Raw genomic sequence first — 24,562 nt, forward strand, 5'->3', positions numbered from 1 at the left:
TCTTTTATTATGAAATAGTGCAAGTATACCCTCCGACAGCAATAAAGAACTTATGTTTTATTAATTCTCTTTTTATTCTGCGCCGAAGCTAATTACAAATTCAGTCCCATTATCTCTTTTAAGCTCTACCTGACCGTCTAACTGTTCTACCAGGATATTTACAAGCTGCACACCAAGAGTCTCCGTATTCTCTAAGTTTATTTCCTTGGGAATACCAATCCCATTATCTGAAATAATTAAGGTATATCTTTTACCTTTTTTGAAAAGCTCCCCTCTGGTATCCAGCTCACTGGTAGCTTCTTCACTGAAGAGTTTAATCTGGATTTCTCCTGTTCTTTTGTCTGGAAATGCATACTTTAAGGAATTGGAAACAAGTTCGTTAACAATAATTCCTAACGGAACTGCAATATCCATATCAAAGAAGATGTTTTCTTCAACATCCAAATTTAAGCTGGTATCGAGACTGCCAAGTTTATAAGTCTGGAAAAGATTTTCAACAAGCCTTTTCAGGTATGGTGAGAAATTTAGTTTATCGGTTCCTCTGCCTTCGTGCAACTCTTTGTGGATAAAGGCAATTGACATTACTCTGTCCTGACTCTCCCTGAAAGCGTTAAGAACTTCCAAATCCTCAGCAGATCCTCTGCTTCCGAACTTTTCAGCCTGTAAGTCAAGAAGGGAAGAGATCACTTGGAGATTATTTTTTATTCTATGATGGATTTCTTTTTTTCTGGCTTCTTCAGCTTTTGCTAGCAGCTTTTCCGTGTTGACTTGCTCAGTAATGTCTCTGACAATAGCTGAGATAGCCATCAGCTTTCCAGAAGCGTCAAAAATCGGAGAATAAGTTATTGAAACATTTATTATTGTGCCATTCTTTTTTTGCCGTAAAGTTCGGTAATGCTGGATTTTTTCTCCCTGTTTAACCTTTTCAATTATCTTTTTTATTTCTCCTTTGATGCTTTCTGGTTCAAGGATTGAGACATTTTTCCCAATAATTTCTTCAGCTGAATAACCGTAAATATGCTCTGCCGTCTTATTCCAGCTGGTAATACTACTATCGAGAGACCCTGTTAAAATGGCATCATTTGACGATTCCACAGCATCCGCTAATATCCTAATTTTCTCTTCTGCTTTCTTACGCTCAGTTATGTCCTGAACTGTGCCTCTTATTCTAATAGGAGTATTTTTCTCATCAATGACAACTTCTGCCTGTACATGGATTACGCGGTTTTCCCCATTGGCTAAAACAATCCTATTATCAATGCAGTAAGATTTCCCGTTTAAAGCTTGTTTAACCGAATCATCCACATAGCATCGATCTTCGGGATGTATGTAATTTAAAAATTCGCTATAAGCTGGGGGTAACTCTTGAGGATTAAGCTCAAAAATTCTATAAAGCTCATTAGACCACCATATTTTACCGGTTACAAGATTCCAATCCCAATTTCCAATATGAGCGATTTTTTGGGCTTCAGAAAGACTTTTTTCACTTTCCTTCAATGAGTTGTATGATTTCTCAAGTTCTGCTGTACGCTCTTCGACTAGTTTTTCTAAACTATCATGTGCTTTTTTTAGAGCTTCTTCTGCCTGTCTGCGCTCGGTGATGTCCCGCGCCGCTCCTATCAATCCTATGATGTTGCCCTGTCCATCATAGTACGGTGTTTTTACGGTCTGGAGGATGCGCCATCCATGTGATGTAGATATTCTTTCCTCTAAGGTTGTCCCTTTTCCGGTCTCCATGACTCGTTTGTCATCCTCCGCTAGCTTCTTGGCTATCTCAGGAGGGTGAAAATCGGCAACGGTCTTATTGAGGACCTCTTCAGGGGATTCGCCCATAAGCCTATAGTAAGCTGGATTTGCCAGGATCATCCGGGCTTCTCTATCCTTGACGAAGATGGCGTCCGAGACGTTCTCCATGATGTCTCGGAGGAAAGCCTCGCTCTCCCGGACCTCGTTCTCGATGCGACGCAGCTTCATAATCTTGTGAAGCTCATTAGCCACCAATTGGAGCTGCATGACATCGCGGTCGTCGTACTTATCCACCTTGTTGCCCACACCGAAGATGATCCTCACCTTGCCGTTCTCGGTGACCGGCACGCTCATGAATCGCTTCACTGTAGCGTGTCCGGCCGGCAGTCCTTTTTGGTTCGGTGAGGAAGGAAAGTCATTGCAGACCACCGGCCGCTTTAGCCGGACGCAATCGACCCAGTTACCTGCCTTTTCAATAGAGTAGTGCCCTTCGTTCCCTGCTGTGCATGACCTCAATGCTTCCTGGTTCCAGGTGGTGAGGATGATCTCTTTCTCGTCCTCGGAGATGAGATGGAAGAAGCCGATCATGCTATCGGTTATCTTGACGGCTTGATTGAGTGCGAAATCGTAGAGTTCGCGGTCTGATAGGTTCGATGATCGGGTATAGAGCTCGTATAAGCCGGTCGCTCGAGCCAGTTCGTTGCTGAGCTGGTGCTCCGCCTGCCTGCGCTCGGTTGTATCCTGGGTTATACCAAAACCGCTTACGACAGCTCCATCTTTGTCAAACTCAAGATATGCTTTTTCACGTACCCACTTGATCTTACCGTCTACGATAATGCGGTGCTCGATGTCGTATGGTTTTCCAGCCATCCCTGCCTTCGACTCATTATCAACATATTCCCTATCACCTGGATAAACTGTTGAAAGAAAAGTCTCATAGGTCAAAGGAGTACCCTTTGGAATGCCGAAGATACGATGATTTTCATCGGACCATGTTAATTCGTTTTTATGCACATTCAGACGCCAACTTCCTACATTTCCCACAGCTTGGGCACGGTCTAAATCATCAACCAGAGTATTGCGTTCCTCTAGCGACTGGGCTAACTTGATGTTACTGTGGCTTAGCTGTGAGAGCATATTGGCAAGTTTCATGAAGAAGGACATGCTATTTTCAACAGTTTCTCTGCTCAGCTGTGGAACTTTTTCTAGAGCTGCTATGTATTCCTCTTCATTAAATCCATATTTTCTAGCCTGGGTTCGGAAGAGTTCGTAGTCCACAGGCTCGTCGTCAAAAAAGAACTGACCTGAGAAGATGTTGCCGACATGCTGGCCGGCAACAATGATAGGAGTTACTATGTCCCACATGTTGTTTTTGCACCTGTACAGCTTAAACTCTCCAGGAGGAACGCCTGCGGACAGCTTTGTATCACTTTCCACACAGTGCTTGCAAGTTTCGGGGTGGACCCTATGGAACTTGGTGCAGATATCCTGCCATCCAACACCTATCAGAACATTGCCTTTGAGATCAAGCAAGGCCATGGTAATGTGAGCAAATTTATAAAAGTCATCCATGATGGACTGGACTGCCTGAATATCAATGATCTCTGTCAGCTCAAGGTTTTCTGCCTTCCTGGAAGTTGAGAGGTTATTCTCCAGCTTCAGCCCAAAATGTTGCTCATTCTGGCCCGATTCTTCCTCAGCCCTTTTGTGCTTGGTGATATCCCGGTTCAGTGCCATATTCTCGGCACGTAAGTCTTGATTAACCTTTTCCAATTCAGCGATCCGTTTTTCTATTTGGATCTCTAGTTCATCTTTCTCTGGAAGGTTAGAAGTACCCATAATTCCCCGATCCCTCTTTTAAAGTAGGAAATTAGTATTTGTTAGACACTTTTGTCTAATCTTTTTGTTAAATAGAATTTGACATAAACGTGATCACAAGCGGATCTCTAATATCTTACGACAGGTTAATTCTTTACTTAGTATTTATAAAATTACCTTATAATATTGTTTTACATACTAAGAAGCCATCTGGACACTATTTTTAACTCACACAAAACCTCTACACTCAATAAAAAACAGCTTCCTTCCTCTTTTATTATGAAAAGTTCAAGGCTTCACAGAGTCTTCGACAGCGTCGGTATCGAATGCAGGTATCTCTACAGGCAATCTAACGTCCAAATTAACGCTAACTCGCCTATAGAAATGTCCGCAAATATCCTGAAGATATCAAATTGCGTGCGGCCACTCCAATATCTTTTCCTCATTTCAGGATAGAGCTTGAATAATCTGTAAGAACTTGGATAGAAATTCCAGAAACAATGTGTCAGCTATAACACGCTTTTTATGGCAGCGGCCGATTCTACTTTTCTTTTTTGCCAGTGACTTCCCGATATCTGCTCACTTCGTGAGCATGCGGGCGTGGAGGAAAGTTTTCAGAGGAGTTGATTAAATAGAAACTTGACAACTAAGAGCCTATCAGGAAAATCGATAACGATGTTAGTAAAAGTCACCTTTAATCAGAAAGAGATTTGAGAAAATTTTCATAAAAAAGTTATATTGAAATATATAAAAAATTAAAATTGGAAAATTAAAAAAATTAGTGCGAGAGGTGCGATTCGAACGCACGAACTCCTACAAGACTGGACTCTGAATCCAGCGCCTTTGACCTGGCTGGGCAACTCTCGCGAATCGATTAGTATTTGTTAATAAAACTAGTTTTTATGAAAACTCTGAATCTGGCGTCTTTGGCCTGGCTGGGCAACCCTCGCACGATATAGCTTATGTTCCAGCAGCACATAGTAGTGTTCTTTGTTTTTATACCTTTTCCTTGAAAGCCTTTTCTGAGGATGGAATATATCCTTAACTTCAGGAGAATTGTCGTTTTTCTGGAAGCCGGGTCTAATGCTGAAAATCAAGAATTGATGAAATTTTTCATTTCATCAATTTCAGGATAAGAGCTTTCTGGGCATGCAGGCGATTTTCTGCCTCCTCAAAGACTACGGAGTTCGGGCCGTCCATGACCTCGTCCGTAATCTCCAGGCCTCTTCGGGCAGGCAGGCAATGCATTACTATTACTTCCGGCTTTGCAACTCCAAGGAGTTCGGTATTGACCTGGAACCTGATAAAGTCTCTCAGGCGCTTTTCCTGTTCGGCTTCGTCGCCCATGGAAACCCAGACATCCGTATAGATAATGTCTGCATCCTTTGCGGCAGCTTTCGGGTCATCTGTGATTGAAAACTTGCCTCCAAGAGCTTTTGCCTGTTCGAGAAACTCGGCTTTTGGCTCATAGCCTTTCGGGCAGGCAATGACAAATTCCATTCCCATGATAGCTGAGCCAAGAAGGGCAGAGTTGCAGACATTGTTTCCATCTCCTACCCAGGCGAATTTCAGGCCTGCGAACTTTTTCTTGAATTCCAGGATGGTCATGAAGTCGCCAAGGATCTGGCATGGGTGTTCCCTATCCGAAAGCGCATTAATCACCGGGATTGTTGAGTATTCGGCTAATTTTTTTACAGTTTCGTGACTTATAACCCTTGCCATGAGTCCGTTCAAATAACCTGAAAGAGTTCTGGCGGTATCCTCAATAGTCTCTCCTCTTCCCACCTGGATATCTTTTGAGTTCAGGTAAAGGGCATGTCCTCCAAAATCAGTCATTGCAACCTCAAAGGATACCCTGGTCCTTGTGGAGGATTTCTCGAAAATCATCCCGAGGCTTTTGTTCTTCAGGAACTCTGTGGATTCTCCTGCCTTGCGCTTTTCTTTCAGTTCCGCAGCAGATTCGAGGAGTTCGTAAATCTCTTCCCTGGAAAGGTCAGTTATCGAAAGTACATCCTTCTTCATCGTTTCAACCCCGACTTCATTCTGGCTGAATTTAAACTTTATATTACTGCATAGTACTTATTTGCACGTCGTACTTTTTCAGAGCTTTTCAGGCACTCAGCCTCTAAGTTCTTTCATATGGTCAATTCTCTTCTGGATGAGGGCAGCAGTACCAATATCTTTCCGGAAAAAAAGCTTTCCCCGGATATTTTCAAGCGCATTCTGCGCAATTTTTTCGGCTGCATCTATAGTTTCCGCACACCCTACGACTGCAATGGCACGGGAGCCAGTTGTGTAAACTTTCCCTTCTTTTTCGTAAACACTGGCGTAATAGATGGAAGCTTTCCCTATATCTTCTACAAATACCTCGCTGTCTTTTTCAGGATTATCAGGATAGCCGGCAGGAACCGCATATTTACACACGGTCGCTTTTCTGCTAAAGCTTACAGGCAGCTTTCCAAGAGTTCCTTTAACCATTGCAGACATAATTTCCACGAAGTCTGTTTCAATAAGGGGAATTACGTTCATAGCTTCGGGGTCTCCGAATCTGGCATTGAATTCTACTACCTTGGGACCGCTGACTGTAAGGATGAACTGCCCGTACAGGATACCCTTGTATCCTGTTGCCGTTTCCTCATAAAGTGCCTTTACAGTATCCTGCATAATCTTTTTTGCCTTTTCAAGGTCTTCTGGAAGCATAAAAGGCAAGATCTCCCCGGCGTCCGTATATGAGCCCATTCCGCCTGTATTGGGCCCAAGGTCACCTTCATACGCTCTTTTGTGATCCTGCACTGCAGGGAAGAAAACAAGGCTCTTTCCGTCCACCAAAGCCTGAAGAGTAAACTCTTCTCCAATGAAGCGCTCTTCGATAACTACAGGCCCTTTCTCAAGAAGCTCACTTGTATAAGTCTTGGCTGCTTCGAGGTCGGGAAGCTGGTCTCCCATAACTTTCACTCCTTTTCCCCCTGTCAGGCCCGAGGGCTTGACTGCAACATCACCGAGCTTTTCGATGAAAGCATATGCGGGTTCTTTCTCAGTGAAAACCTCATAGGCAGGACAACCTTCAATTCCATACTTTTTCATAAAGTTCCTTGCCCAGGCCTTATCAAATTCGATAATTGCACAGGCTTTTTTAGGCCCTACAACTGGGATCCCGGTTTCCCAGAGAGCATCTGCAATTCCTGCTGCAAGCGGAGCTTCAGGGCCCACAAAAACCATTTCGATATTCCTGGCTTTTGCATACTCAACGACTTTTTCAATTTCGGTTTCTTTCTCAAGGAGAAAGTCCTCACAGAGGGCAGCAATTCCTGGATTTTTTTTTGCCATTAACGCATAAAGGGAAGGGTTATGCTTGCTTTTCTTAATTCCTTCAGCGATTGCATGTTCCCTTCCACCGCCGCCGATAAGCAAAATATTCATTTTTATTCTCCTCTTTTTTAAAAAGATTACTTTATTATATTCAAATTTAGTTTTAATATGTGTCAAGAAGGAAATGAGATTAGAAAAGTTAGTTGGATTTTCTGTCCTCAAAACCTTTCAATATTACTTTAAGCAGCATATCTATTTTTATCGACAATAATTTCTAATCAGGAATATGCTGAAGGACTTCCTAGTTCTCTATTTCTTCCGATAAATATCTTCTCATTGTTAGGCTTCAAATTTAACTAAAAATCCTTCTTATTAATATTTTTCTAGAGTTTTGCGCAATTCTTTCCGATAATATAAATTCATTTCCCTGAACCAGAACTCCAGGTTTTCTTACCAGGTGAAAACTCGTTCCCTTCCCTGAGACACAAAACCCAATTTTTATTATGTAAAAAATGAGTAAACTCTTTTCAGGAGATGAAAAGTATGAATCCAAATCCATATGAAATCTTCCAGAAAGAGTGTCCTGAAGTAGCAGCACGTTTTAATGAGCTTATTGAAGCCCAGAAAGCCTTGAAAGGACTTGATGCCAAAACAAAACAGTTAATCAACATAGCCATCCAGACTGCGAATCGAAATCCACGGGGCGTACAGCTGCATGCAATGATGGCAAGGAACGAGGGTGCAACTCGTGAAGAAATTATTGCTGCAGTGGTCTTGAACCTACATCACTCCGGTTTTGCTAGCGTTCTTGAGTGTCTCCCTGCAGCTATTGATGGGTTTGAAGGCAAAATTTGAAAAGCTTCAGTACAAGAAGGTGCTCTCGAACTTTCCTTACTTTAAGAGATCGCTTGCACTCACAAGAGGGACAAGTTCTGCACCTGCTTCCTTCAAGTTTTCTTTCGCTCCTTCTTCCCTGTCCACGACACTGATTACGTATTTGATTTTTGCTCCGGTTTCCCTGACAACTTCGATTGCATCTTTGACCGAGCCTCCGCTGGTCGTTACGTCTTCGAGCATTACAAGCCTATCATCTGGTTTAATATCTCCCACAAACCTGCTTTTTGTGCCGTAGTCTTTCATAGCTTTCCGGACTATAAGCAGAGGAAGTTCGGTTTCCATGGAGACTGCGGTTGCCAGAGGGACACCCCCGAGTTCCACTCCTGCAATTGTGTTTACATCCATCTCCCTTATCCTGAGTGCTGCCTGCCTGGCTATAAGCTTCAGGGTTTTTGGGTCAGTACTGGCTTTTTTGATGTCTATATAATACTTACTTTTCTTTCCCGAGGCGAGCGTGAAGTCTCCGTAGCGGACAGCTCCGCAGGCTTTGAGGGCTGCGATCAGTTCCTGTTTTTGTAGCTCTAGCTCATTTTTTGTTTCCAATTTGCTCATTATCTCACCGGTTTGCAGCCTTATTAGTTATTTGTTTTTCATTAAGTGTTTTCAAATCTAATTGTTCTTTTATCTCTACTAATCTACTAATTGCTCTTTGTCTTCAGGAATCGTAATCAGCCTTTTTCAGGTTCTTTTTTTCATAACTTTATTAATTCCTAAAAGTTTACCACGGTTCTTTCTTTACACCTGCAAAGTATCCTATTATATTTGTTGTAAGATGAAGCAGAGGAGTCATTATGAGGATTGTTATCATTATCGAGGGGGTAAAATTGCTCACAAACCATTCAGGAAATGTAAGATATACGAAAACCCAGGCTCCCACGACAAAATCCAGCTGGTCTACAAGTGGGAAGGAAGCTCCCCTTTTCATACCCATTCTGCGCTTGAAGAAGCTCTTGAACATGTCTCCGAAAAGTGAACCGCAGGCAAGGGCAAGAACAACTTTGAGCGCACTAGGGTAGTCAGGGCCGAAAGCTGGCATCTCAATCCCCAGAATCTCGAATCCCCTTGAATTTAACCAGATCTGGATGCTGCCCGCAAGAACTCCGAAAAAAATACCTGAAAAAAGCCCTCTGTAGGTTTTCCCATCTCCTATGATTCTTCTCCCGTCCTTTAAAGTCCTGCCTCCATCAATCGGCTTTCCACCACCGAAAACAGCTGCAAATGGGTTGGGGAGATATGCCGGAAGCATCAGCCAGAATGCTTTAATTATCAGCTCGATCGTGATATCAACTCTTTATCTCGATTTTATTCTTTTTAGAGGCAGAACTTGACTTCTTTCATATCTCTATATTCTTTCTTTTTTATATGAATTGGCTGTAAAACGTACCCGTAACATGTGCTCACTGTTTTCCCCTACTTTCCAATTCTTCAGGTACGTTTAAATAATGGGCTTATGTAACTATTAACCCTATTTAATTGTATTTATTTTATTAAGTTTTCACTTTAATTCTACATTTCAAGGTATTTTGTAAACTCACTCCTCTAGAATATTTTTTCCGGCAAACGAAAGTGAAAAAAAGAGTTGATAAAAAATAAGGTTTTTATATTTCTTTACTTTTACGAGATCGGCTTCGCTTTTTCGCTTTAGTTATTAAAACTAATCTGTTTGCATTTTTTATATGTTAGTTATCATCTCTATTTTTTTACTCAGATGGTCTTTATACAGAAATGTCTGGGACTTCATAGGGGTAAGTCGGTTTGGTTTGTCAAGTGTGGTTATTCTCTTCTCTTAGCTGAATCGGAAATATTAAATTTCTAAATTATTCTCTGACTTCATTTTATCCTGAAACCTGGACCCAAATTATTAGTCAGTTGAATTATAATATTTTTCTTATGAGGCTCAAGATTTTTTATCTGGGTGGCGGTATTATAATACCTTCTATATTTGATTATTTTTTTATAGTAACCTGTGTCAATCGTAATTGAAAGGTTTTCAATTTCCTTTTAATATATACAACTTTAAATAGTATGAGTACATTATTAATTATTGGAGATGAATAACCTTCTAATTATATACGTATGCAGGTTTAATTGTTAAGTCTGTATGGCCCTTCCCATCAATCTCATAAAATGAGGCTCTAGTAGTCGGTTATAATCATAAAATATTTGCTTTTAATAACCGGTTGTTGGACTTAAAACGGAAACAATCCGCTACATCACGTAAAAACGTTTTTTATTCCCTTTAAATTTTCAAAACAAAATACGTTACCGTATAAATATATGTACTGTGTATATATTTAGCAATTGTTGTCAGTTTTAAAAGGTGATTATAAAAATATTCTTTGAAGGTCAAAATAAAAATTACCGGATATTTTTTAACTGACAAACTTATCTATAAACTATAAATAAGTATGAAGGGGTTATCATGAAGGACTATGAAGTAAAAGTGCTGGACGAAAACGATCATATTTTCATTGAAACGTTAAGGAATCTCGGGATGTCCAGAAATGTCGCTACAACCATGGCATATCTTATGAATGTGGACGAAGCATCATCCCGTGAAATCGAAATCAGTACCGGATTAAGACAACCTGAAGTCAGTCTTGCAATGAGGCTGATGCGCAATCAGTCCTGGGTTAGTGTGCGTTCGGAAAAAAAACCTGGTAAAGGTCGCCCGATAAAGATTTATGCTTTAGCGGCTCCAGTTGACGAGATCATAAGTTATTACGAAGATAAAATTTACAAGGAATCTCAGGCAACCATCTCAGCAATTAAGAAGCTGAAGGTCATGAGTAAAAAGGTGCCTCTTACTCCCTCAAAGTGAAGGTTTTCAAACAAGCTTAGCTCCATAATGGCTGACACTCCTCCTCTGGAATTCGACCATTATGGAAATAAAACCTTCTCGGGATTTTCATTCCCTGTCTTCATTCCTTTGAATTTTCTTCTGCTGAATTCACGTGATGTTTGTATTGAATATTAAGCTAATTCTGGTTTTTCTAACTTGTTTGATTTTTCAGTCTCCTTTTCAGGATTTTACCTCAGTTTTCTATACTATGATTTTCTCTATGTCACGACTATCGACAGTATAGAGAAATTCTATCGATATCCTATAACCATAGAAAATACGAAAAACGCGGAAAAACTGTAATTTCGTAAATAAGCCCTTTCAATTAGTCCTCTCGAGCGCAGCGAGAAGGACCCCGTGCTGTTGCGATTACATCGCAACTCCCAGAAAATCTCCGATTTTCTGTGATCCCGAAGCGGAACTCGGGAAGGACCGCGTATTCCCGAAGCGGAACTCGGGCGATAAACATGCTCTAAAAAATCCTCTATGAATTTTTAAAAATGTGGAAAAAAGAAGTTGTAATAAAGAAGGGATTCTGCGTTTACGGGAGATTAGCCCCCTGTGACAACTCTCAGAATTGTAAGTCTGTCGGAACTTATCGCCCCGTCAAGGGGAACAGCATTCCCTCCATTTAATACAAGTACCGTTTCCTGATTTATATCCAATGTAGCAAGCAGGTCTTCGTAGGTAGCGCTCTCGGCCATTTCTACGGTCTGCTCGGAAATCTCTCCAGCCTGGATTGTTATGTGTATTTTTTTGCTCACTCTATAGATCCACCGCCGCTTACCTGAATTTCGTTTACGATTTCCTTTATTAACTTCTGCTCCAGTTCATATTCTTTTCTGATGCCTTTCCTTTCTGCATTTCTTTTCTGGAACTTTCCTGTCATTTTCATATCTCCTTACGATTTTTCAGGTTTGCAACACAGTTGGTATAGATCTCTTCAAGCAGACTCGTTTCTTTGTCTCTTCGAGATGTATATCCAATGATTATAATGATTTTATGTTTTAATTAATGTTTTGGTTGACAATGCTTTGGTTAACATATTTGATTTTCAAACCCTATAACTGCTATTCCTCTAAATTCTAGTCATATGTATAGGTTAACGTTGAAGTTGATATCGTTCAAAAGCTTGACAATAAAGCTCCAAAATAGTATTTTAAAAATAAATCCAGGTTATATTTATTCCAAGACTAATTTTTATGGAAAAAGTAAACAATATTATATATATTTCAAACTTAAAGCAAAAAGTTCTAATATATGATGGGTTCGGAAAAAAGGTCTAAATAAAGAATAAGCGAGAAAAGAGATAAGCAAAAACTGGAAAAGGTTGCCGAATTCGTAACTTTAATCTGAATTCGTAACTTTATTCGTAACTTTATTTATACATCAGCCGGGATTCGAACCCGGGTTCGAGCGTTGGCAACGCCCGGTGATAACCGCTACACTACTGATGTGATATGGTGCCCAGACCCGGATTCGAACCGGGGACAACTGCCTCTTCAGGGCAGCGCTCTCCCACTGAGCTACCTGGGCAGGCAGATATATTTCACTACCTATAAACTATTATTTAAAGATGGTAGTGCTTTAATCTTTCCAGAAAAATCTTCGGAAAGTTTTTGAGTGGGCCCGCTGAGATTCGAACTCAGGACCTCCGCCATGTCAAGGCGACGTCATAACCGTCTAGACCACGAGCCCACGTTGTTTGTTACTTATTCTTTGCATCAGGAAAAATTGATCCGGAACATTAACGTTTAAAACAGTTATACATCAGCCGGGATTCGAACCCGGGTTCGAGCGTTGGCAACGCCCGGTGATGACCGCTACACTACTGATGTGATATGGTGCCCAGACCCGGATTCGAACCGGGGACAACTGCCTCTTCAGGGCAGCGCTCTCCCACTGAGCTACCTGGGCAGGCAGATATATTTCACTACCTATAAACTATTATTTAAAGATGGTAGTGCTTTAATCTTTCCAGAAAAATCTTCGGAAAGTTTTTGAGTGGGCCCGCTGAGATTCGAACTCAGGACCTCCGCCATGTCAAGGCGACGTCATAACCGTCTAGACCACGAGCCCACATTGTTTGTTGTTTCCGTTTTTCGCACCAAAGTGCAACCCCATAGTACGCATCATCATTTATATAAGTTTTGGGTGATCTGAATTTTACCTGCTCGAAGCAGCTTATAAATGATAAAAAATTTTGCATCTCCTCTAATCTATTTTTCACTGTGCTCTCTGACTTTGCACTCTCAGTTCAGATTTTTATTTTCTGCGCAATTATTAAAAGTTCTTTCATTCATTTCTTAACGTTTCACTTTAATGTAGTTTCACTTTATGTATATTCTACCTATTCTAAGAATCCTGCCATCTAAAATACAATGAGCAAGCCTCTAAAATAGCATGAACTCAATATTTCGGTTGAAGATAATATGAACGGAGCATTCGATAAAACAGGGACGTGCCGGACAATTCCGGAAATTCAGAATAAAATTGATGCTGGAGATGCCGTGGTTCTCACGGCTGCAGAACTTCGCGCGAGAATGCGGGCAGGGGAGGAGATAAAGCTTGAAGATGTGGATGTCGTAACTACCGCAACTCGCGGCATCATGAGCGGAACGTATGCTGTACTTTCGTTCAAAGTCTCAGAGCCCGACTCGTTTGTTAAAGCTTCTAAAGTCCTGCTGAATGGCGTGCCGGCAGTTGTGGGTCCCTGCCCTAACGAAAGGCTTGGAGTCGTGGATCTGATAGTACTCGGGACAGCTCACAGCGAATCAGACGCACATTACGGAGGTGGACATCTTTTAAGGGAGATGGTGGAGGGAAAGACCATTAAAGTTGATGTAATCACCAGTGAAGGACACCGCTTTTCAGTGGAAACATGGCTCTCTGAAATCCCCTTTGCACGGCTCCATGCAACAAGGCATGCCTTTAAGAATTACAGGGCATTCGTAAATCCTGGAAAAGAGTCTATTAAAACAATTTTCCATGCCCTGCCATTTGAAGGTGAATTTAAGGAGATGACTTTTTGCGGCTGCGGTGAGTTAAACCCAATTGAAAACGACCCCAAACTCGAGACTATCGGAATCGGGACAAGGGTGCTTCTTAACGGAGCAGACGGATTTGTTACGGGTTCAGGCACCCGAAGCTCCCCGGATAACCCTAACCTGACAGGTTTTGCGGACCTGCATGATATGAATCCTGAATATATGGGAGGTTTTTCAACTTCTGCGGGTGCTGAGATTATCAATACCTGGGCTGTTCCAATCCCAGTTCTTCACGAGGGAATGCTGGAAAATATCCTGAAGCTGGATAAAGAAATTCCACTTAAGCTTGTAGATCTTGCAGGCAGAATCCCTCTATGTGAAATTACTTATGGAGATGTATGGGACGGCACAGACCTTACAGTCCGCTATGAGCCGGAAAAGTGCCTGAAATGCAAGATATGTCTGGTTGAAGAAGCCTGTCCCATGGGAGCCGTCTACCGTACAGAGGATAAAAAGGCTGTCCATTCCAGCTCTCTTTGCTTTAACTGTGGGCTCTGTATTTCAAGGTGCAGAGGGGATACCTTCAGTGCAAACCTGGGTTCTGTCAGGTGTGCAACTGGAGGGTGCCTGAGGGATATTAAAGTAACACTGCGCCAATCAGACCGTGCCAGGGCATTGAAAGCTGCTGAAGAACTCAAAGAAAAGATTCTCACCGGCGCATTCAGACTCAAGGAGCCTGTAGAAAAAATAAGCTGGAGAGAATAAAATCGAAAAAGCCGGAGAGAAAAACTAAAAGCTCTAAGCCCGCCGAAATACTTTATAGAAGGCAATGAAGACGATAGAAAGCAATGACCACTAAGTATGTTTTTTCTCTCCCTAATTGCGCCTCACCCGAGATCCACTTCGGGAGCACGGGAAACCGGAGATTTTATGGGAGAGGGGGTACAGATTTACAGTATCTTCGTGGGCGTGGTTATAGAGTCGGGAATGAGTTTGTGTAAATAGCTGCCCGGATCTATAAGTTTCTGTTTTCATATCTTCTGTGCTTTTAAAGCCGTTTTAAACCGTTTTGTAACCTCTTCCGGACTCAGGGGGATATTGGGAGCTTTTGTATTCCCCGGTTTCAGAATTACATGGATAAAGGAAAGTGCTTGCATGGTCCTGAATTTTCTGAAAGTTTCTATGAGCCCTTCTGTGCTGTTTACTTTAGCCGTATTCCGGATTCCACAGGCCTTTGCAAAAATTTCCAGGTCAATGTAGCGAAGGGCACAGGTTTCCTGCGAACCTGTGGACCCATAGGCGCCATTGTCAAGGCCAATAATTATCAGGTTTTTAGGGGCCTCTTTTGCAACCTCGAGAAGCGCGTTAGGGTTCATCAGCAAGCTTCCATCTCCGTCAAAGGCCACGACTGTCTTCTCAGAGCTGATGGCAAGGCCAAGGCCTATGGAAGAAACAAGCCCCATTGAACCGAACATATAGAAATTAAGATCTCTGTCCCGGCAGGCATAAAGTTCCTTGCAGGGAACTCCAAGATTTGTTACTGTAATTTCTCCATCAAGTTGAGAGGCGATTGCGCAAATTGCATCGTTCCTGAGTATTACTGGCCTGAGGTTTTCCGCTTTAAGATTAAATGCACATGTCCGTTCTATAACCTCAGGTTTTTCTGGCAATCCCGCAGCTTCCCATGCACAACAGTCAGACATTTCCCATACTTTCGGGGAGATAAGAGCTATATGAGGTCTTAAGTTTTCAAAGGCATCTCTTATTACATTTTCAAGAAGAGGGAGCTTTTCGGCCTCGTCAATTATTGTATATTCCAGCCCTGACCCTTCCAGGATTGCCGGGAGGCAGACTCCAAGGGGAACCTGCGCTTCGATGCCTTCACCATAGACCCCACGCCAGCTTGTCAGGATAGGTAAGGGAATTTTGCATATTACATTCAGGGATTCCAGGGCGTTAATCATGTTTCCTAGCCCTGTACTCTGGATCAACATCATGGGTTTTCCCCCTGCCAGGTAAGCTCCGGCACAAATACCCACACCGTTTTCTTCCCTTGTTAATTTGATCTCTGGGAAATTCTCCGAAACCAGAGGAAGCAGGTTCTTGATCCTGTCGCAGGGCAGAGTTGCAGCAAGGTCAATACCTGCTTTTTTCATGATTGCTATAACTTCTTCTTCCGGACTTGCCATAGAAATACCTCTTCAGTTTGCTTTCTCTTATTTCTTCTGCAGTCTTTCCGAACTCATATGTTCAGTTCTTCTAAGGGCACATCAGGGTTTCTGGCAGTAGCTACCGGTGAGATCAGGAAAAGTGTAAAGTCTTCTTTCAGCCGTTCGTATCCTCCGCCTGCAATATTCAGTAGAATATTCTCATCTCTTCCAACTTTTCCGGTTTCTATGGCTTTTAACAGGGATGCAGCTGCTACTGCCGACGGGGGCAGAATATCGATCCCTTCCAGGGATTCGAAAAGGGCTTTAGCCTCAAGGGCTTCTTCTCTGGTAACCGCATACATTATCCCATCAGTATCAACAAGTGCATCATAGAGCCCGCCTGTAACTCCATATGGGGGAGCCCGATTGGTAAGAACAGTGGCGTAAGTTTCTTCTACCTGTTTCTTTGCATCCTTCATGTCAAGCTCGGGAATGATTTCTCTTCTTTTTTCCTTCCAGGCGCTGTACATGGGAATAAAAGGAAGGTTCTGGGCAAGCTGAAGTTTCGGGAGCTTTTGCCCGAACCGCCCGTCGGCCCTCAGGCGCAATGCGGCTTCCCAGGCTGAAATTCCCCCCGTGCCGCTTCCCACTGCCTGGAAATAGTGGTCAGGCATCTTTCCTATAGTTACCGCCGCGTCCAGCATGACTGTGCCCATTCCATCTCTTCTGGCGACATTTCTCGCTCCGCCTTCGGGAACCATGCCAGGCAGTTTTGCAACTCTTCCTGCAAGGTTGATAGCATCAGTATAGTCGTTTCCGGGGCTCATACTTATAAGGTGAATGGATGCTGTAGGCTCTTCGGGCAGCCACAGCGCCGAAATTCCGGAATCAGGCACCACTATGTAGACATCAGTTCCTGTCAAAGCCGAAACGTGGGCGAAAGCCCTGCCTGTGTTTCCTGCAGAGGCTAGGACTATAGCTTTTTCCCCGTTTTCTTTGAGTAGCTGCATTGTAGGGTATGCTTCGAGTTCTTTGAAACTGCAGGTCTTGATAAATGCCTCTTTTTCGGGCCAGTACCCGCTGAACCCTATATAAAGGTTTGAAAGCCCGAGTTCCCTTGCAAGGGCTTCGCTTTTGTAGGTTATGGGCCCGGCAGCTGTAGTAAGTTCTTCCTGAATAGGAAGCCAGGAATGGAACCTTCCGATACCTGGCTGGTTTCTTAGTTCAAGCTTCTTTTCAAAGTACTCCGCCCGCAAAAAGGAGTCGTCGTTCTCACAGGTAAGCCTGTATTGCTGGCCGTATTCTCTTCCGCACTTCAGACATTTCAGTTTGAATCTTCCCATCGCGATCAAAGAAAATTGGGTCTCTTGTTAAATATATATTCCTGAAATGTATTTTATATAGTCGTTTTGTGTTATATTTTTAAATTAATTTCCAGATCTGGATATTCAATTCTCTTAAAGAGAAGAAAATCATTTTATATGATTAACAAGTCGGAGAAATTAAATAAGGCACTTGGGGAAGAAAAGGTTGAGGAACTGGAAAGGAAAGAGGGAAGAACTGGAACGAAAGGAGAGAAGAACGGAAAGGAGAAGATTGAGGGAATGGAAAAGGTAAAAAAAGTAAGAATAAATGGGTAATAAAGTAAGAGAGTAATTTCTAGCACATCTTCTCTTATACTTCATTAAGACTTACGCAGTTGAACAGAAAAACAGCAACACTAAATACTTAACTGTCTAAATCCCAATGATTTTGATGATGCTGCTTGCACTTGATTTGGTACTTCAAGTGCGTAAGTCATATTCATAAAAGACTGGCTGAGTGACTTTTACATGTTCATAACTCCTTCTCTCGCCTTTAGGATAAACAAAGGTAAGGACATCAGACTGCACCCCCAGTTTATAGGAATCGAACAGGTAGACTTCTTTATTTATCTTGGAGATATCTTCATTTATCTTGGAGACATTTTTTACCTCAATTGAAGCACTGGTTAGTCCTATATTTTTTATTTCTATATCATCAAAATCAGAAAAAATCTCCTTTACTTTGGGTTCCAGATTTTTGCTCCCGAAAAGGAATATGTAAACCTGGGTAAAGGGATTGAGACGGTACTCTATACTGATGTCGGCATTGGCTTTATTGAATGCGATTTCCATGTTGTCAAGGTGAATATATTTCCCTTCCCTGAACTGTTCAGCGTCGATCCCAGAAGACACTTTTCCAGCCAGCAGGGCAGCCGAGATTATCAGGGCAATTGTGATTATAGCTTTTATTTTCATAGGTCTTAAGCAGTAATTATCCTTTGTTCTAATATCTCTTTCCTTTGTTTTTGCAATAATGTTAAATATTGTAAGAGTAAAGCTACTCCAGACTACCTGAAAAATAATAAAGAGGCCATAAAAATGAGCAAAAACATTAACTTCATATGTCCCAAATGCGGGAACACCTCTTACGAAACCGGCGAGATCCGCACCACAGGCGGCTTTCTCAGCAAACTCCTCGATGTCCAGAACAGGAAATTCACCCACGTCACCTGCAAGCGCTGTAAATACACCGAATTCTACCAGGCCGACAGCAGCATGCTGGGGAACATTTTTGACCTTTTTACATCAAGATAAGCCGATAAAGGAGTTTTGTAGGAATTCTTTGGCGAAATTACCTTATTCTCCCTTTTTCTCTCTTTTTCTCTCTTTTTTTCGTTTTTTGATTGCTTATTAACCGGGGCTGGGAAGTAGCGTCTTTAACGGAGCTTTTTCACGCTTGACGCAGGAGAGCGGCCTTTTCTATATCTAATCCAAGCAAAAGAATAAACGAGAACACAATAATTGGAAAAAATTGGAACTATTCCACGAAGCCTGCACGCTATTAGTTCTGGAATTAATTTTAATTATTCGGGATAACGAGAAAAAGGCATTTTTCTTTTAATTCTTCGATTTTACGTTCATCAAGATTCTGAATATGTTTGTTCATTAGAGGAGAGAATTGCTTAATCAGGGAAGTTTCAATACCATCTATTTTTTTCTCAATACTTCCCCTTTCTTTTATAAGCATGCATTTTAATTCATTATGATCATTACAGGAGTTTATTCTGTTGATAAGTTTCACAAATTCACTGCCTTTTTCTTTTAATTTGCCGGGAATTTCAGCTTCTTCAAAAATATGGATTAGCTTTAAGATTATTGGTTCTTGCCCTTGCTGAGTATCCCTTGATGCATTAAAATCCGTATTTAGTGACATTATATACACAAACTGTTCCATTACGTCGTCAACTGGCTTTATGACGGTTTCATTCTCCCCAAGTTTTGAGTATGAGTGTTTGTCAAGTGTTAAAACAACTCCTGTATGCCCTCCATGTATTATTGTTTTATCTTTTCCCCAAGTATATATCCCATTTGCCATAACATGAGCCCTGTTTCCGGTGCAAAGCTGAATATTGAGCTCACTGTCTGCTTTTCTATAAAATATATCTGGAGCTGGGTTTGTCTGAGGCACAAGGATTACGTCACAGGCACGTATCAGACGCTGCCTTAAATCAGAATTCACGTATTCATAACAGATCATAATCCCTACCCTGAAATCTTCTCTCAGCTTGAGAATATGGTTCAATGTGCCTGTTTCCATTCCTTCCTCAAAGCCGCATCCTCTTTCATCCCATGCTGCCAGCATTTTTTCATTGTGCACGATTTTAGAATCCGGGATCACAATAGGAGAAATATTTTTCCGTAAGTCCTCTTCTTCAAACTCACGGATGAACAGTTTTCCATAATTCTCAATGTTCTTTTCCTGAACATAATGGCTGCCTGCAACAATAATAATCCCATTTTCATCGGCATATTGCTGTATCTCTTCAAGATATTCAAAAGGTATAGAAAACTCAGGAAATACCACAATGTTGGCTTTTTCCTTTATATCTTCAAGAATTGCCATAACTTTCCTGTGGTAAGCCTCATCAGTCGTAAGTTTTACAACTGAATTTTCTCCATAAACATGATATTTCAATTGTACAGCCGCAATCCGTAAATTAGAGCCCTCAAAAGAGATGTTGCAGCAGTCATGCTGTAAGATCCGGATTTTCTTATTTCCAGGTATGCTTTCAAAATAGTCAATTGACCTTATGACTGGTTTTTTCTGCCCTCTAACGCTGAAAGTGATTTCGTCTTTTCCTTCCGGGAAATATTTTTTTTCAAAATAATCGATTTCAAGCGAATTGTTTTTTCTTTCTTCAGGGGTAAGGAGCCTATTGAAAAGCGTTCTATTCCCTGCTTTGATTGTCAACTTGCCTTTTACTTTTTCAGGGTCATCAAAGATAATTTTGAGTTTCCAGTTTTCGTAGATCATCTTGATAGGGTTGAAAGGCTCTTCAAAATAGTCCTTTGTTTTCCTGTGAACATATTCGAAAAGGTTTTCAAGAAGTCGGTAGTCAATTGAATTAATTTTTTCCAAAAAATCAAAAAGAAGTTTTTCCCTGGTTTTGCAGTCTTTTTCTTCAAAGATCTGCGGAAGGTTCTTAAATGAAGCGCAGATACTTGGGTTGACATCATCAGATAGGGCTTTGGTAACCTCCTCTACAACTTTCTTCAATCTTAGCACATCTATTTCCTCAGGTTTTTCAATTTCCTTCAGAACTTCAAACAGCCCGGTATAGACGCAGTAACAAACATTTGCTTTTTCATATGTTTCAGTTGCTTTTTTGAACTGTTCCATTGCCTGTTTGAGCCGTTTCAGATCAGGCTGCTTTGAAGAAAGTGCTTCGTTTACAAGTTTTCTTCCAGAAAGGTAATATGAGGTAGAATCACAGAGTTTTGAAATAGCCTCGTCTTCTCCAACAGATTTTAGCTTTTCGACTGTTTTTATAGCTTTTTCATATTCACCTGCACGTTTTCCCGCATCGGGCTCAGCTCTGATATTCTTGAGCAGAAAATCGATATATGCACTTAGCCCTGCTCCAGTAACCAGTTCTCTTTCGTGCTTCAGCTCATATTTAATTAAAAAATCCTGATATTTTTTGCACAGCTCGACTGCTTCTTTCAGGCATTTCATTTGATCATATTGATTGCCTTTTTTTGCCAGTTCCAAATTAAATTCAATAAACCTGATTATTGACCCTGATTTTTTACCTATAGTCAGGTACTGCATCGGTTCAGTATAGACTTTTTCGAGTGCTTCTTCGTACCTTTGTTTCGCCTCTTCGATGTGCCCCATATCAGAAAGCAAGTTTCCTAAATTGTTGAGTGTCATTGCTACAGATAATTGGTAGGCTACGTTTTCTGGGTCGTTATTGAGGAGTTTTTGCCTCATATCGAGTGCTTTTTCGTACCTTTGTTTCGCCTCTTCGATGCTCCTCATATCAGAAAGCAAGATTCCTAAATTATTGAGTGTCATTGCTACAGATGATTGGTAGGCTACGTTTTCTGGGTCGTTATTGAGGAGTTTTTCATACATTTCAAGTGCTTTTTCGTACCTTTGTTTCGCCTCTTCGATGCGCCCCATATTCCAAAGCAAGTTTCCTAAATTGTTGAGTGTCATTGCTACATCTAATTGGTAGGCTACGTTTTCGGGATCTGTTTTGAGGAGTTTTTGAGAGATAAAAAGGTGTAGCCCATAGCAATTTTTTGCCTGACGAAAACGTCCCATTTCATAGAAAATGTTTCCAATATCAAAAACGGCATCCAGATTCATCTGAAAACTTGACTGGCAAAGTTTGTTATCAGGATCTTTTGAGAGGAATTCGTCAGTCTTTTTTAAGGCAAGAGAATGGATCTTCAGTGCTTCTTCATATGCCCCCACTGTCTGCATTATACATCCTTTTAAAGTCTGGGCATAGAGTAAAATGTCATTTGCTTTCACCCTTTTTACGGCTTCTTCTGCTTTTTCAAGCTCTATTAAGGCTTCTGTATTTTTTTCTTTTTGTACAAGTTGTGAAGCCTTTTTTAAATGTCTTTTAGCCGAATCTCTCAAACTCTCCGACATAATAAAAAGAATGAATTAAAGATGGCTTAAATGTTGCGTTTTTTTACGATGCAATTGTAGCAAAAAGTGTGAGAATAATAAACGAATTGCTTCTTCCTCTTAGCACACAGGAAAAAGCCGCGCAGACGGCGCGTGGACAAATTCGTGCTCAAAAGGCTGATTACGGTTGACGCGGGTTCGATTTCAGAGCGCTTCGAGCTTTTCCCGTATGAGGCTGAGTTCTTCCTGGAGCTGTTTGTTTTCGGGGTTTTTTTCGCTCAGGGTTTTCAGGATCTCAAGCGTTTTTTCAAAGTTCTCTTTTGCCTCTTCTTTTTGCCCCTTTTCAGAAAACAGAGTTCCAAGATTGTTGAGCGTTATTGCTGTATCTGACAGATATTCCGTGTTTTCAGGATAACTTTTAAGGAGCTTTTTATATGTTTTGAGGGCTTTTTCGTAATTTTCTTTTGCTTCTTCGGTTTGCCCCATTCCGGCGAGCAGTTCTCCAAGGTTGTTGAGCGTGCTTCCTTCGTACATTTGATAAAATTCGCTTTCCGGCCTGGCATCAAGCCGTTTCCGGCAGATTTCGAGACCGATTTCATAACACTTTTGCGAGGATTGGGAGTTGCCAGCTCTCTGAAATATGTTCCCAAGGTTCCCTATGTTGTTCAGGTTCATGAGGAGGGTATCAAGGTAAAGCTTGTTTTCCGGGTCTATTGAGAGGAGTTTTTCGCCGGTCCTTAAGGAAAAGGTGTATGTTTCCAGGGCTTCTTCAAGCCTGCCCAGGGATTGCAGCAGTTGGCCTCTTACTTTTAAAGTGTGGAACAAAATGGCTCCATCCTTTGCCTCCTGTGCAATTTTTTCGGCTGTCTGGAGAGATTCAAAGGCTTCCTCGATCCTTCCTTTTTGCATCAGGTCCAGGGTTTCATTGAAATATTTTACTGCTTCTTCTCTCAACTTCTCCGCGAGCATAATAAAAAGACTGGCGTGTGACGTTTTATAGGTTCTGTTTTGGACCGCATTTTTTTCGTTTCTGTTACTGTGCTTTTTCCGTCCTGTAATTATCTTTTTCTTCCAACCCCTTTATATATATTAATAACAACTTAATTACAGATATTTGAAGTTCCGTATCTTTCTTTAACCCGCGTTTTTAATCTTTTGATGCTTATTGATATCTAAAAAGGTATTTGAGGAAAGTGGATATGGGAGCAGAGAAAGAAACAGATAGATCCAGTCAGGGGAAGGGTAGAATCGACGTTCCTAAATCTCGCAAGCATGAAAAAACATACCTTATTCTCGTGAGTGTCTTTCTCGCAGCTATTCTTTTTTATACCCTTTATATCGGCCAGCTTCTCTGGGGCATAGTTATTGATATCCTTATTTTGAGGCTTTATTTCCTCATGAAAAGGGAAAGGAGTTATTTCAGGGAATGTGACCGGAATGAAGAAGAAGCAGGAACTTCTCATGACCCCCAAATAAAATGGAAAATCAGGCTTGCGAATATTCTTATTACCCTTTTCGTGCTTGGGGTGGTTATTTATTCATACTTTACTTCTCAGTTTATATGGGGAGTCGTTGCGGGTTTGCTGATTTTGCTTTATGTGCATATGCTGTTGTTTTCAGAAGATAACCTTTAAAGGTGAGAATCTTCAAGCTTTAAGCCAGCTCTAAAAGATTGCCGGCGCATCTGAGATGAAATCTTTATAGATAATTCTTATAGTCAATTCTTAAAGCCTTTCCAGTTTTTCCAGCCTTTCCCGGGTTAAAGCAATAGCTTCTTTAGTATTCTCATTTTCGGGCTGCCGGGCGAGAAGGTCTTCCTGCATGGTCAGCGCTCTTTCGAGGTTCTGTTTTGCATTTTCGTTATTTTCCGGGCCCTGCCGGATGAGGCAGTCTCCTAACTGGCTGAACGCGACTGAAAGTTCGGCCTGATAGCCCAGGTTATCGGGTTTTTCTTCAAAGAGTTTTCCGTAAATCTCAATTGCTTGCCCGAGGATATCGCATGCTCCTTCAAAAGAGCCCGTATCCGTAAGGAGAGCAGCGTAGTTGTTCAGGTTTTCGCCGGCATAGGATCGGAAGATTGCATTTTCAGGATCTTTAGCCAGGAGGTTTACATAGATCTCACGTGCACGGATATAGTATTCAGCAGCTCTGTGATTTTCGCTTTTCTTTTTAAGAAGGTTTCCAGTATTGCTCAGGGTTGTACCCATGTAGTGCTTGTAGTCGGTATTTTCAGGGTCGGTTTTGAGAAGTTCTGCGCCTACTCCGAGGGCTTTCTCGTAGGTTTCGAGGGCCTCATCGTATTTTGATGCAGAATAAAGGATACCTCCGCGCGTGAAAAGAATGTAATAGAGGGCGTCAGTGGACTTTGCTTTACTTGCTGAGTTTTCAGCTTTATCTAGAGTTTCAAGAGCCTTATCCAGTTTGCCTTTTTTGATCTGGTTTACGGCACTGTGGATCTGCTTCAGAAGGAGAAGATCTTTTACCTTGCTTCTGGACATAATATAAAAATGCCTCCTGTTTTTTAAATAACTGTCGATGCCGATTATGGATGGCCGGGAGAATAATAACTCTGAATTTGTGGACAAAGCTTAACATATAAATAGGGGAGATATCATAAGTTAATTGAAACTATCTTAGATCGATCTCAAAGATCGATCTCAAAGATTCATTTAGATTCATTTGAGCATTGATTTTCGAATCGCTTTTTCAACCCAAGTATGCAACTAGCAAATAGTATATAGCAAAAGGTTTCTATATACTGTAATACACAGTTGTAGGTTAATTTTATATACAGTAAGTTTATATGATTAGCCGAAGTATGAATGGGGTCACAGCAACTTCAGGAATTGTTATTGTGACATCCG

The 24,562-nt window shown here is 41.4% G+C and carries 19 protein-coding genes, 7 tRNA genes and 1 pseudogene; 6 read left to right on the forward strand and 21 right to left on the reverse strand.

Features of this window, described 5'->3' with window-relative positions:
• Nucleotides 1–72: 72 nt before the first annotated feature.
• From RG963_RS06560 to purD, 5 genes and pseudogenes are all read right to left on the reverse strand, one after another.
• A complete protein-coding gene (locus tag RG963_RS06560; protein WP_310575478.1) occupies nucleotides 73–3,585 on the reverse strand; it encodes a PAS domain S-box protein in 3,513 nt (1,170 codons plus the stop codon).
• A 401-nt stretch (nucleotides 3,586–3,986) separates the two neighbouring features.
• A pseudogene (locus tag RG963_RS16540) lies at nucleotides 3,987–4,067 on the reverse strand (IS200/IS605 family transposase); the annotation flags it as partial.
• Between the two features lie 279 nt (nucleotides 4,068–4,346).
• A tRNA-Leu gene (locus RG963_RS06565) sits at nucleotides 4,347–4,431 on the reverse strand.
• Nucleotides 4,432–4,677: 246 nt separating this feature from the next.
• Nucleotides 4,678–5,586, reverse strand: a complete 909-nt coding sequence (argF, locus tag RG963_RS06570) for an ornithine carbamoyltransferase (RefSeq protein ID WP_310575479.1) — start codon at nucleotides 5,584–5,586, stop codon at nucleotides 4,678–4,680.
• Nucleotides 5,587–5,682: 96 nt separating this feature from the next.
• Nucleotides 5,683–6,984, reverse strand: coding sequence for a phosphoribosylamine--glycine ligase (purD, locus tag RG963_RS06575; protein WP_310575480.1), 1,302 nt, complete (start codon nucleotides 6,982–6,984; stop codon nucleotides 5,683–5,685).
• A gap of 432 nt (nucleotides 6,985–7,416) precedes the next feature.
• Here purD and RG963_RS06580 point away from each other — a divergent pair, with 432 nt between their 5' ends.
• A complete protein-coding gene (locus tag RG963_RS06580) occupies nucleotides 7,417–7,728 on the forward strand; it encodes a carboxymuconolactone decarboxylase family protein (protein WP_310575481.1) in 312 nt (103 codons plus the stop codon).
• 36 nt (nucleotides 7,729–7,764) lie between these two features.
• On the opposite strand, the gene pyrE is transcribed toward RG963_RS06580, so the two are convergent.
• Together pyrE and RG963_RS06590 are read right to left on the reverse strand one after the other, a co-directional pair.
• The gene (gene pyrE / locus RG963_RS06585; protein ID WP_310575482.1) at nucleotides 7,765–8,322 is read right to left on the reverse strand and encodes an orotate phosphoribosyltransferase; all 558 of its coding nucleotides are present in this window, start codon (nucleotides 8,320–8,322) and stop codon (nucleotides 7,765–7,767) included.
• Nucleotides 8,323–8,488: 166 nt separating this feature from the next.
• Nucleotides 8,489–9,034, reverse strand: coding sequence for a CDP-2,3-bis-(O-geranylgeranyl)-sn-glycerol synthase (locus RG963_RS06590; RefSeq protein WP_310575501.1), 546 nt, complete (start codon nucleotides 9,032–9,034; stop codon nucleotides 8,489–8,491).
• 1,158 nt (nucleotides 9,035–10,192) lie between these two features.
• Here RG963_RS06590 and RG963_RS06595 point away from each other — a divergent pair.
• Nucleotides 10,193–10,591, forward strand: coding sequence for a hypothetical protein (locus RG963_RS06595; RefSeq protein ID WP_011308457.1), 399 nt, complete (start codon nucleotides 10,193–10,195; stop codon nucleotides 10,589–10,591).
• A gap of 572 nt (nucleotides 10,592–11,163) precedes the next feature.
• Here the strand turns inward: RG963_RS06595 and RG963_RS06600 are convergent.
• The 8 genes from RG963_RS06600 to RG963_RS06635 all read right to left on the reverse strand — a co-directional run bounded on the left by RG963_RS06600 (nucleotide 11,164) and on the right by RG963_RS06635 (nucleotide 12,691).
• Complete coding sequence (locus RG963_RS06600; RefSeq protein ID WP_310575483.1) at nucleotides 11,164–11,376, reverse strand: MoaD/ThiS family protein; 213 nt, start codon at nucleotides 11,374–11,376, stop codon at nucleotides 11,164–11,166.
• A complete protein-coding gene (locus RG963_RS06605; RefSeq protein ID WP_310575484.1) occupies nucleotides 11,373–11,501 on the reverse strand; it encodes a hypothetical protein in 129 nt (42 codons plus the stop codon). Before RG963_RS06605 ends, RG963_RS06600 begins: the two co-directional genes overlap by 4 nt.
• Before the next feature lie 496 nt (nucleotides 11,502–11,997).
• Nucleotides 11,998–12,069: transfer RNA gene (locus RG963_RS06610), tRNA-Gly, on the reverse strand.
• A 4-nt stretch (nucleotides 12,070–12,073) separates the two neighbouring features.
• A tRNA-Phe gene (locus tag RG963_RS06615) sits at nucleotides 12,074–12,148 on the reverse strand.
• A gap of 88 nt (nucleotides 12,149–12,236) precedes the next feature.
• A tRNA-Val gene (locus tag RG963_RS06620) sits at nucleotides 12,237–12,310 on the reverse strand.
• A gap of 68 nt (nucleotides 12,311–12,378) precedes the next feature.
• Nucleotides 12,379–12,450, reverse strand: a tRNA-Gly gene (locus RG963_RS06625).
• 4 nt (nucleotides 12,451–12,454) lie between these two features.
• Nucleotides 12,455–12,529: transfer RNA gene (locus RG963_RS06630), tRNA-Phe, on the reverse strand.
• 88 nt (nucleotides 12,530–12,617) lie between these two features.
• A tRNA-Val gene (locus tag RG963_RS06635) sits at nucleotides 12,618–12,691 on the reverse strand.
• A gap of 353 nt (nucleotides 12,692–13,044) precedes the next feature.
• Here RG963_RS06635 and RG963_RS06640 point away from each other — a divergent pair.
• Nucleotides 13,045–14,364 (forward strand): methanogenesis marker 16 metalloprotein, encoded by a 1,320-nt coding sequence (locus tag RG963_RS06640; protein ID WP_310575485.1) that lies wholly within the window; start codon nucleotides 13,045–13,047, stop codon nucleotides 14,362–14,364.
• Nucleotides 14,365–14,630: 266 nt separating this feature from the next.
• Here RG963_RS06640 and comE read toward each other — a convergent pair whose 3' ends face one another.
• Both comE and RG963_RS06650 read right to left on the reverse strand, forming a co-directional pair.
• The gene (gene comE, locus RG963_RS06645; RefSeq protein ID WP_310575486.1) at nucleotides 14,631–15,788 is read right to left on the reverse strand and encodes a sulfopyruvate decarboxylase subunit beta; all 1,158 of its coding nucleotides are present in this window, start codon (nucleotides 15,786–15,788) and stop codon (nucleotides 14,631–14,633) included.
• Between the two features lie 53 nt (nucleotides 15,789–15,841).
• A complete protein-coding gene (locus tag RG963_RS06650) occupies nucleotides 15,842–17,092 on the reverse strand; it encodes a cysteate synthase (RefSeq protein WP_310575487.1) in 1,251 nt (416 codons plus the stop codon).
• A 66-nt stretch (nucleotides 17,093–17,158) separates the two neighbouring features.
• On the opposite strand from RG963_RS06650, the gene RG963_RS06655 reads away from it, so the two are divergent.
• Entirely contained in the window at nucleotides 17,159–17,389 is a 231-nt protein-coding gene (locus RG963_RS06655) for a hypothetical protein (RefSeq protein WP_310575488.1), read from the forward strand.
• A gap of 144 nt (nucleotides 17,390–17,533) precedes the next feature.
• Here RG963_RS06655 and RG963_RS06660 read toward each other — a convergent pair whose 3' ends face one another.
• Nucleotides 17,534–18,028, reverse strand: a complete 495-nt coding sequence (locus RG963_RS06660; protein WP_310575489.1) for a hypothetical protein — start codon at nucleotides 18,026–18,028, stop codon at nucleotides 17,534–17,536.
• A gap of 123 nt (nucleotides 18,029–18,151) precedes the next feature.
• Here RG963_RS06660 and RG963_RS06665 point away from each other — a divergent pair, with 123 nt between their 5' ends.
• Nucleotides 18,152–18,367 (forward strand): zinc ribbon domain-containing protein, encoded by a 216-nt coding sequence (locus tag RG963_RS06665; protein WP_310575490.1) that lies wholly within the window; start codon nucleotides 18,152–18,154, stop codon nucleotides 18,365–18,367.
• Between the two features lie 265 nt (nucleotides 18,368–18,632).
• Here the strand turns inward: RG963_RS06665 and RG963_RS06670 are convergent, their stop codons facing one another.
• Together RG963_RS06670 and RG963_RS06675 are read right to left on the reverse strand one after the other, a co-directional pair.
• Nucleotides 18,633–21,719, reverse strand: a complete 3,087-nt coding sequence (locus RG963_RS06670) for a tetratricopeptide repeat protein (protein WP_310575491.1) — start codon at nucleotides 21,717–21,719, stop codon at nucleotides 18,633–18,635.
• A 183-nt stretch (nucleotides 21,720–21,902) separates the two neighbouring features.
• The gene (locus RG963_RS06675) at nucleotides 21,903–22,667 is read right to left on the reverse strand and encodes a tetratricopeptide repeat protein (protein WP_310575492.1); all 765 of its coding nucleotides are present in this window, start codon (nucleotides 22,665–22,667) and stop codon (nucleotides 21,903–21,905) included.
• A 230-nt stretch (nucleotides 22,668–22,897) separates the two neighbouring features.
• On the opposite strand from RG963_RS06675, the gene RG963_RS06680 reads away from it, so the two are divergent.
• Nucleotides 22,898–23,332 (forward strand): hypothetical protein, encoded by a 435-nt coding sequence (locus RG963_RS06680; protein ID WP_310575493.1) that lies wholly within the window; start codon nucleotides 22,898–22,900, stop codon nucleotides 23,330–23,332.
• 90 nt (nucleotides 23,333–23,422) lie between these two features.
• On the opposite strand, the gene RG963_RS06685 is transcribed toward RG963_RS06680, so the two are convergent.
• Nucleotides 23,423–24,196: a tetratricopeptide repeat protein gene (locus tag RG963_RS06685; protein ID WP_310575494.1), complete on the reverse strand. Its 774-nt coding sequence runs from the start codon at nucleotides 24,194–24,196 to the stop codon at nucleotides 23,423–23,425.
• Nucleotides 24,197–24,562 lie beyond the last annotated feature (366 nt).

The sequence above is a fragment of the Methanosarcina baikalica genome, from assembly GCF_031461075.1.
Lineage (GTDB): Archaea > Halobacteriota > Methanosarcinia > Methanosarcinales > Methanosarcinaceae > Methanosarcina > Methanosarcina baikalica.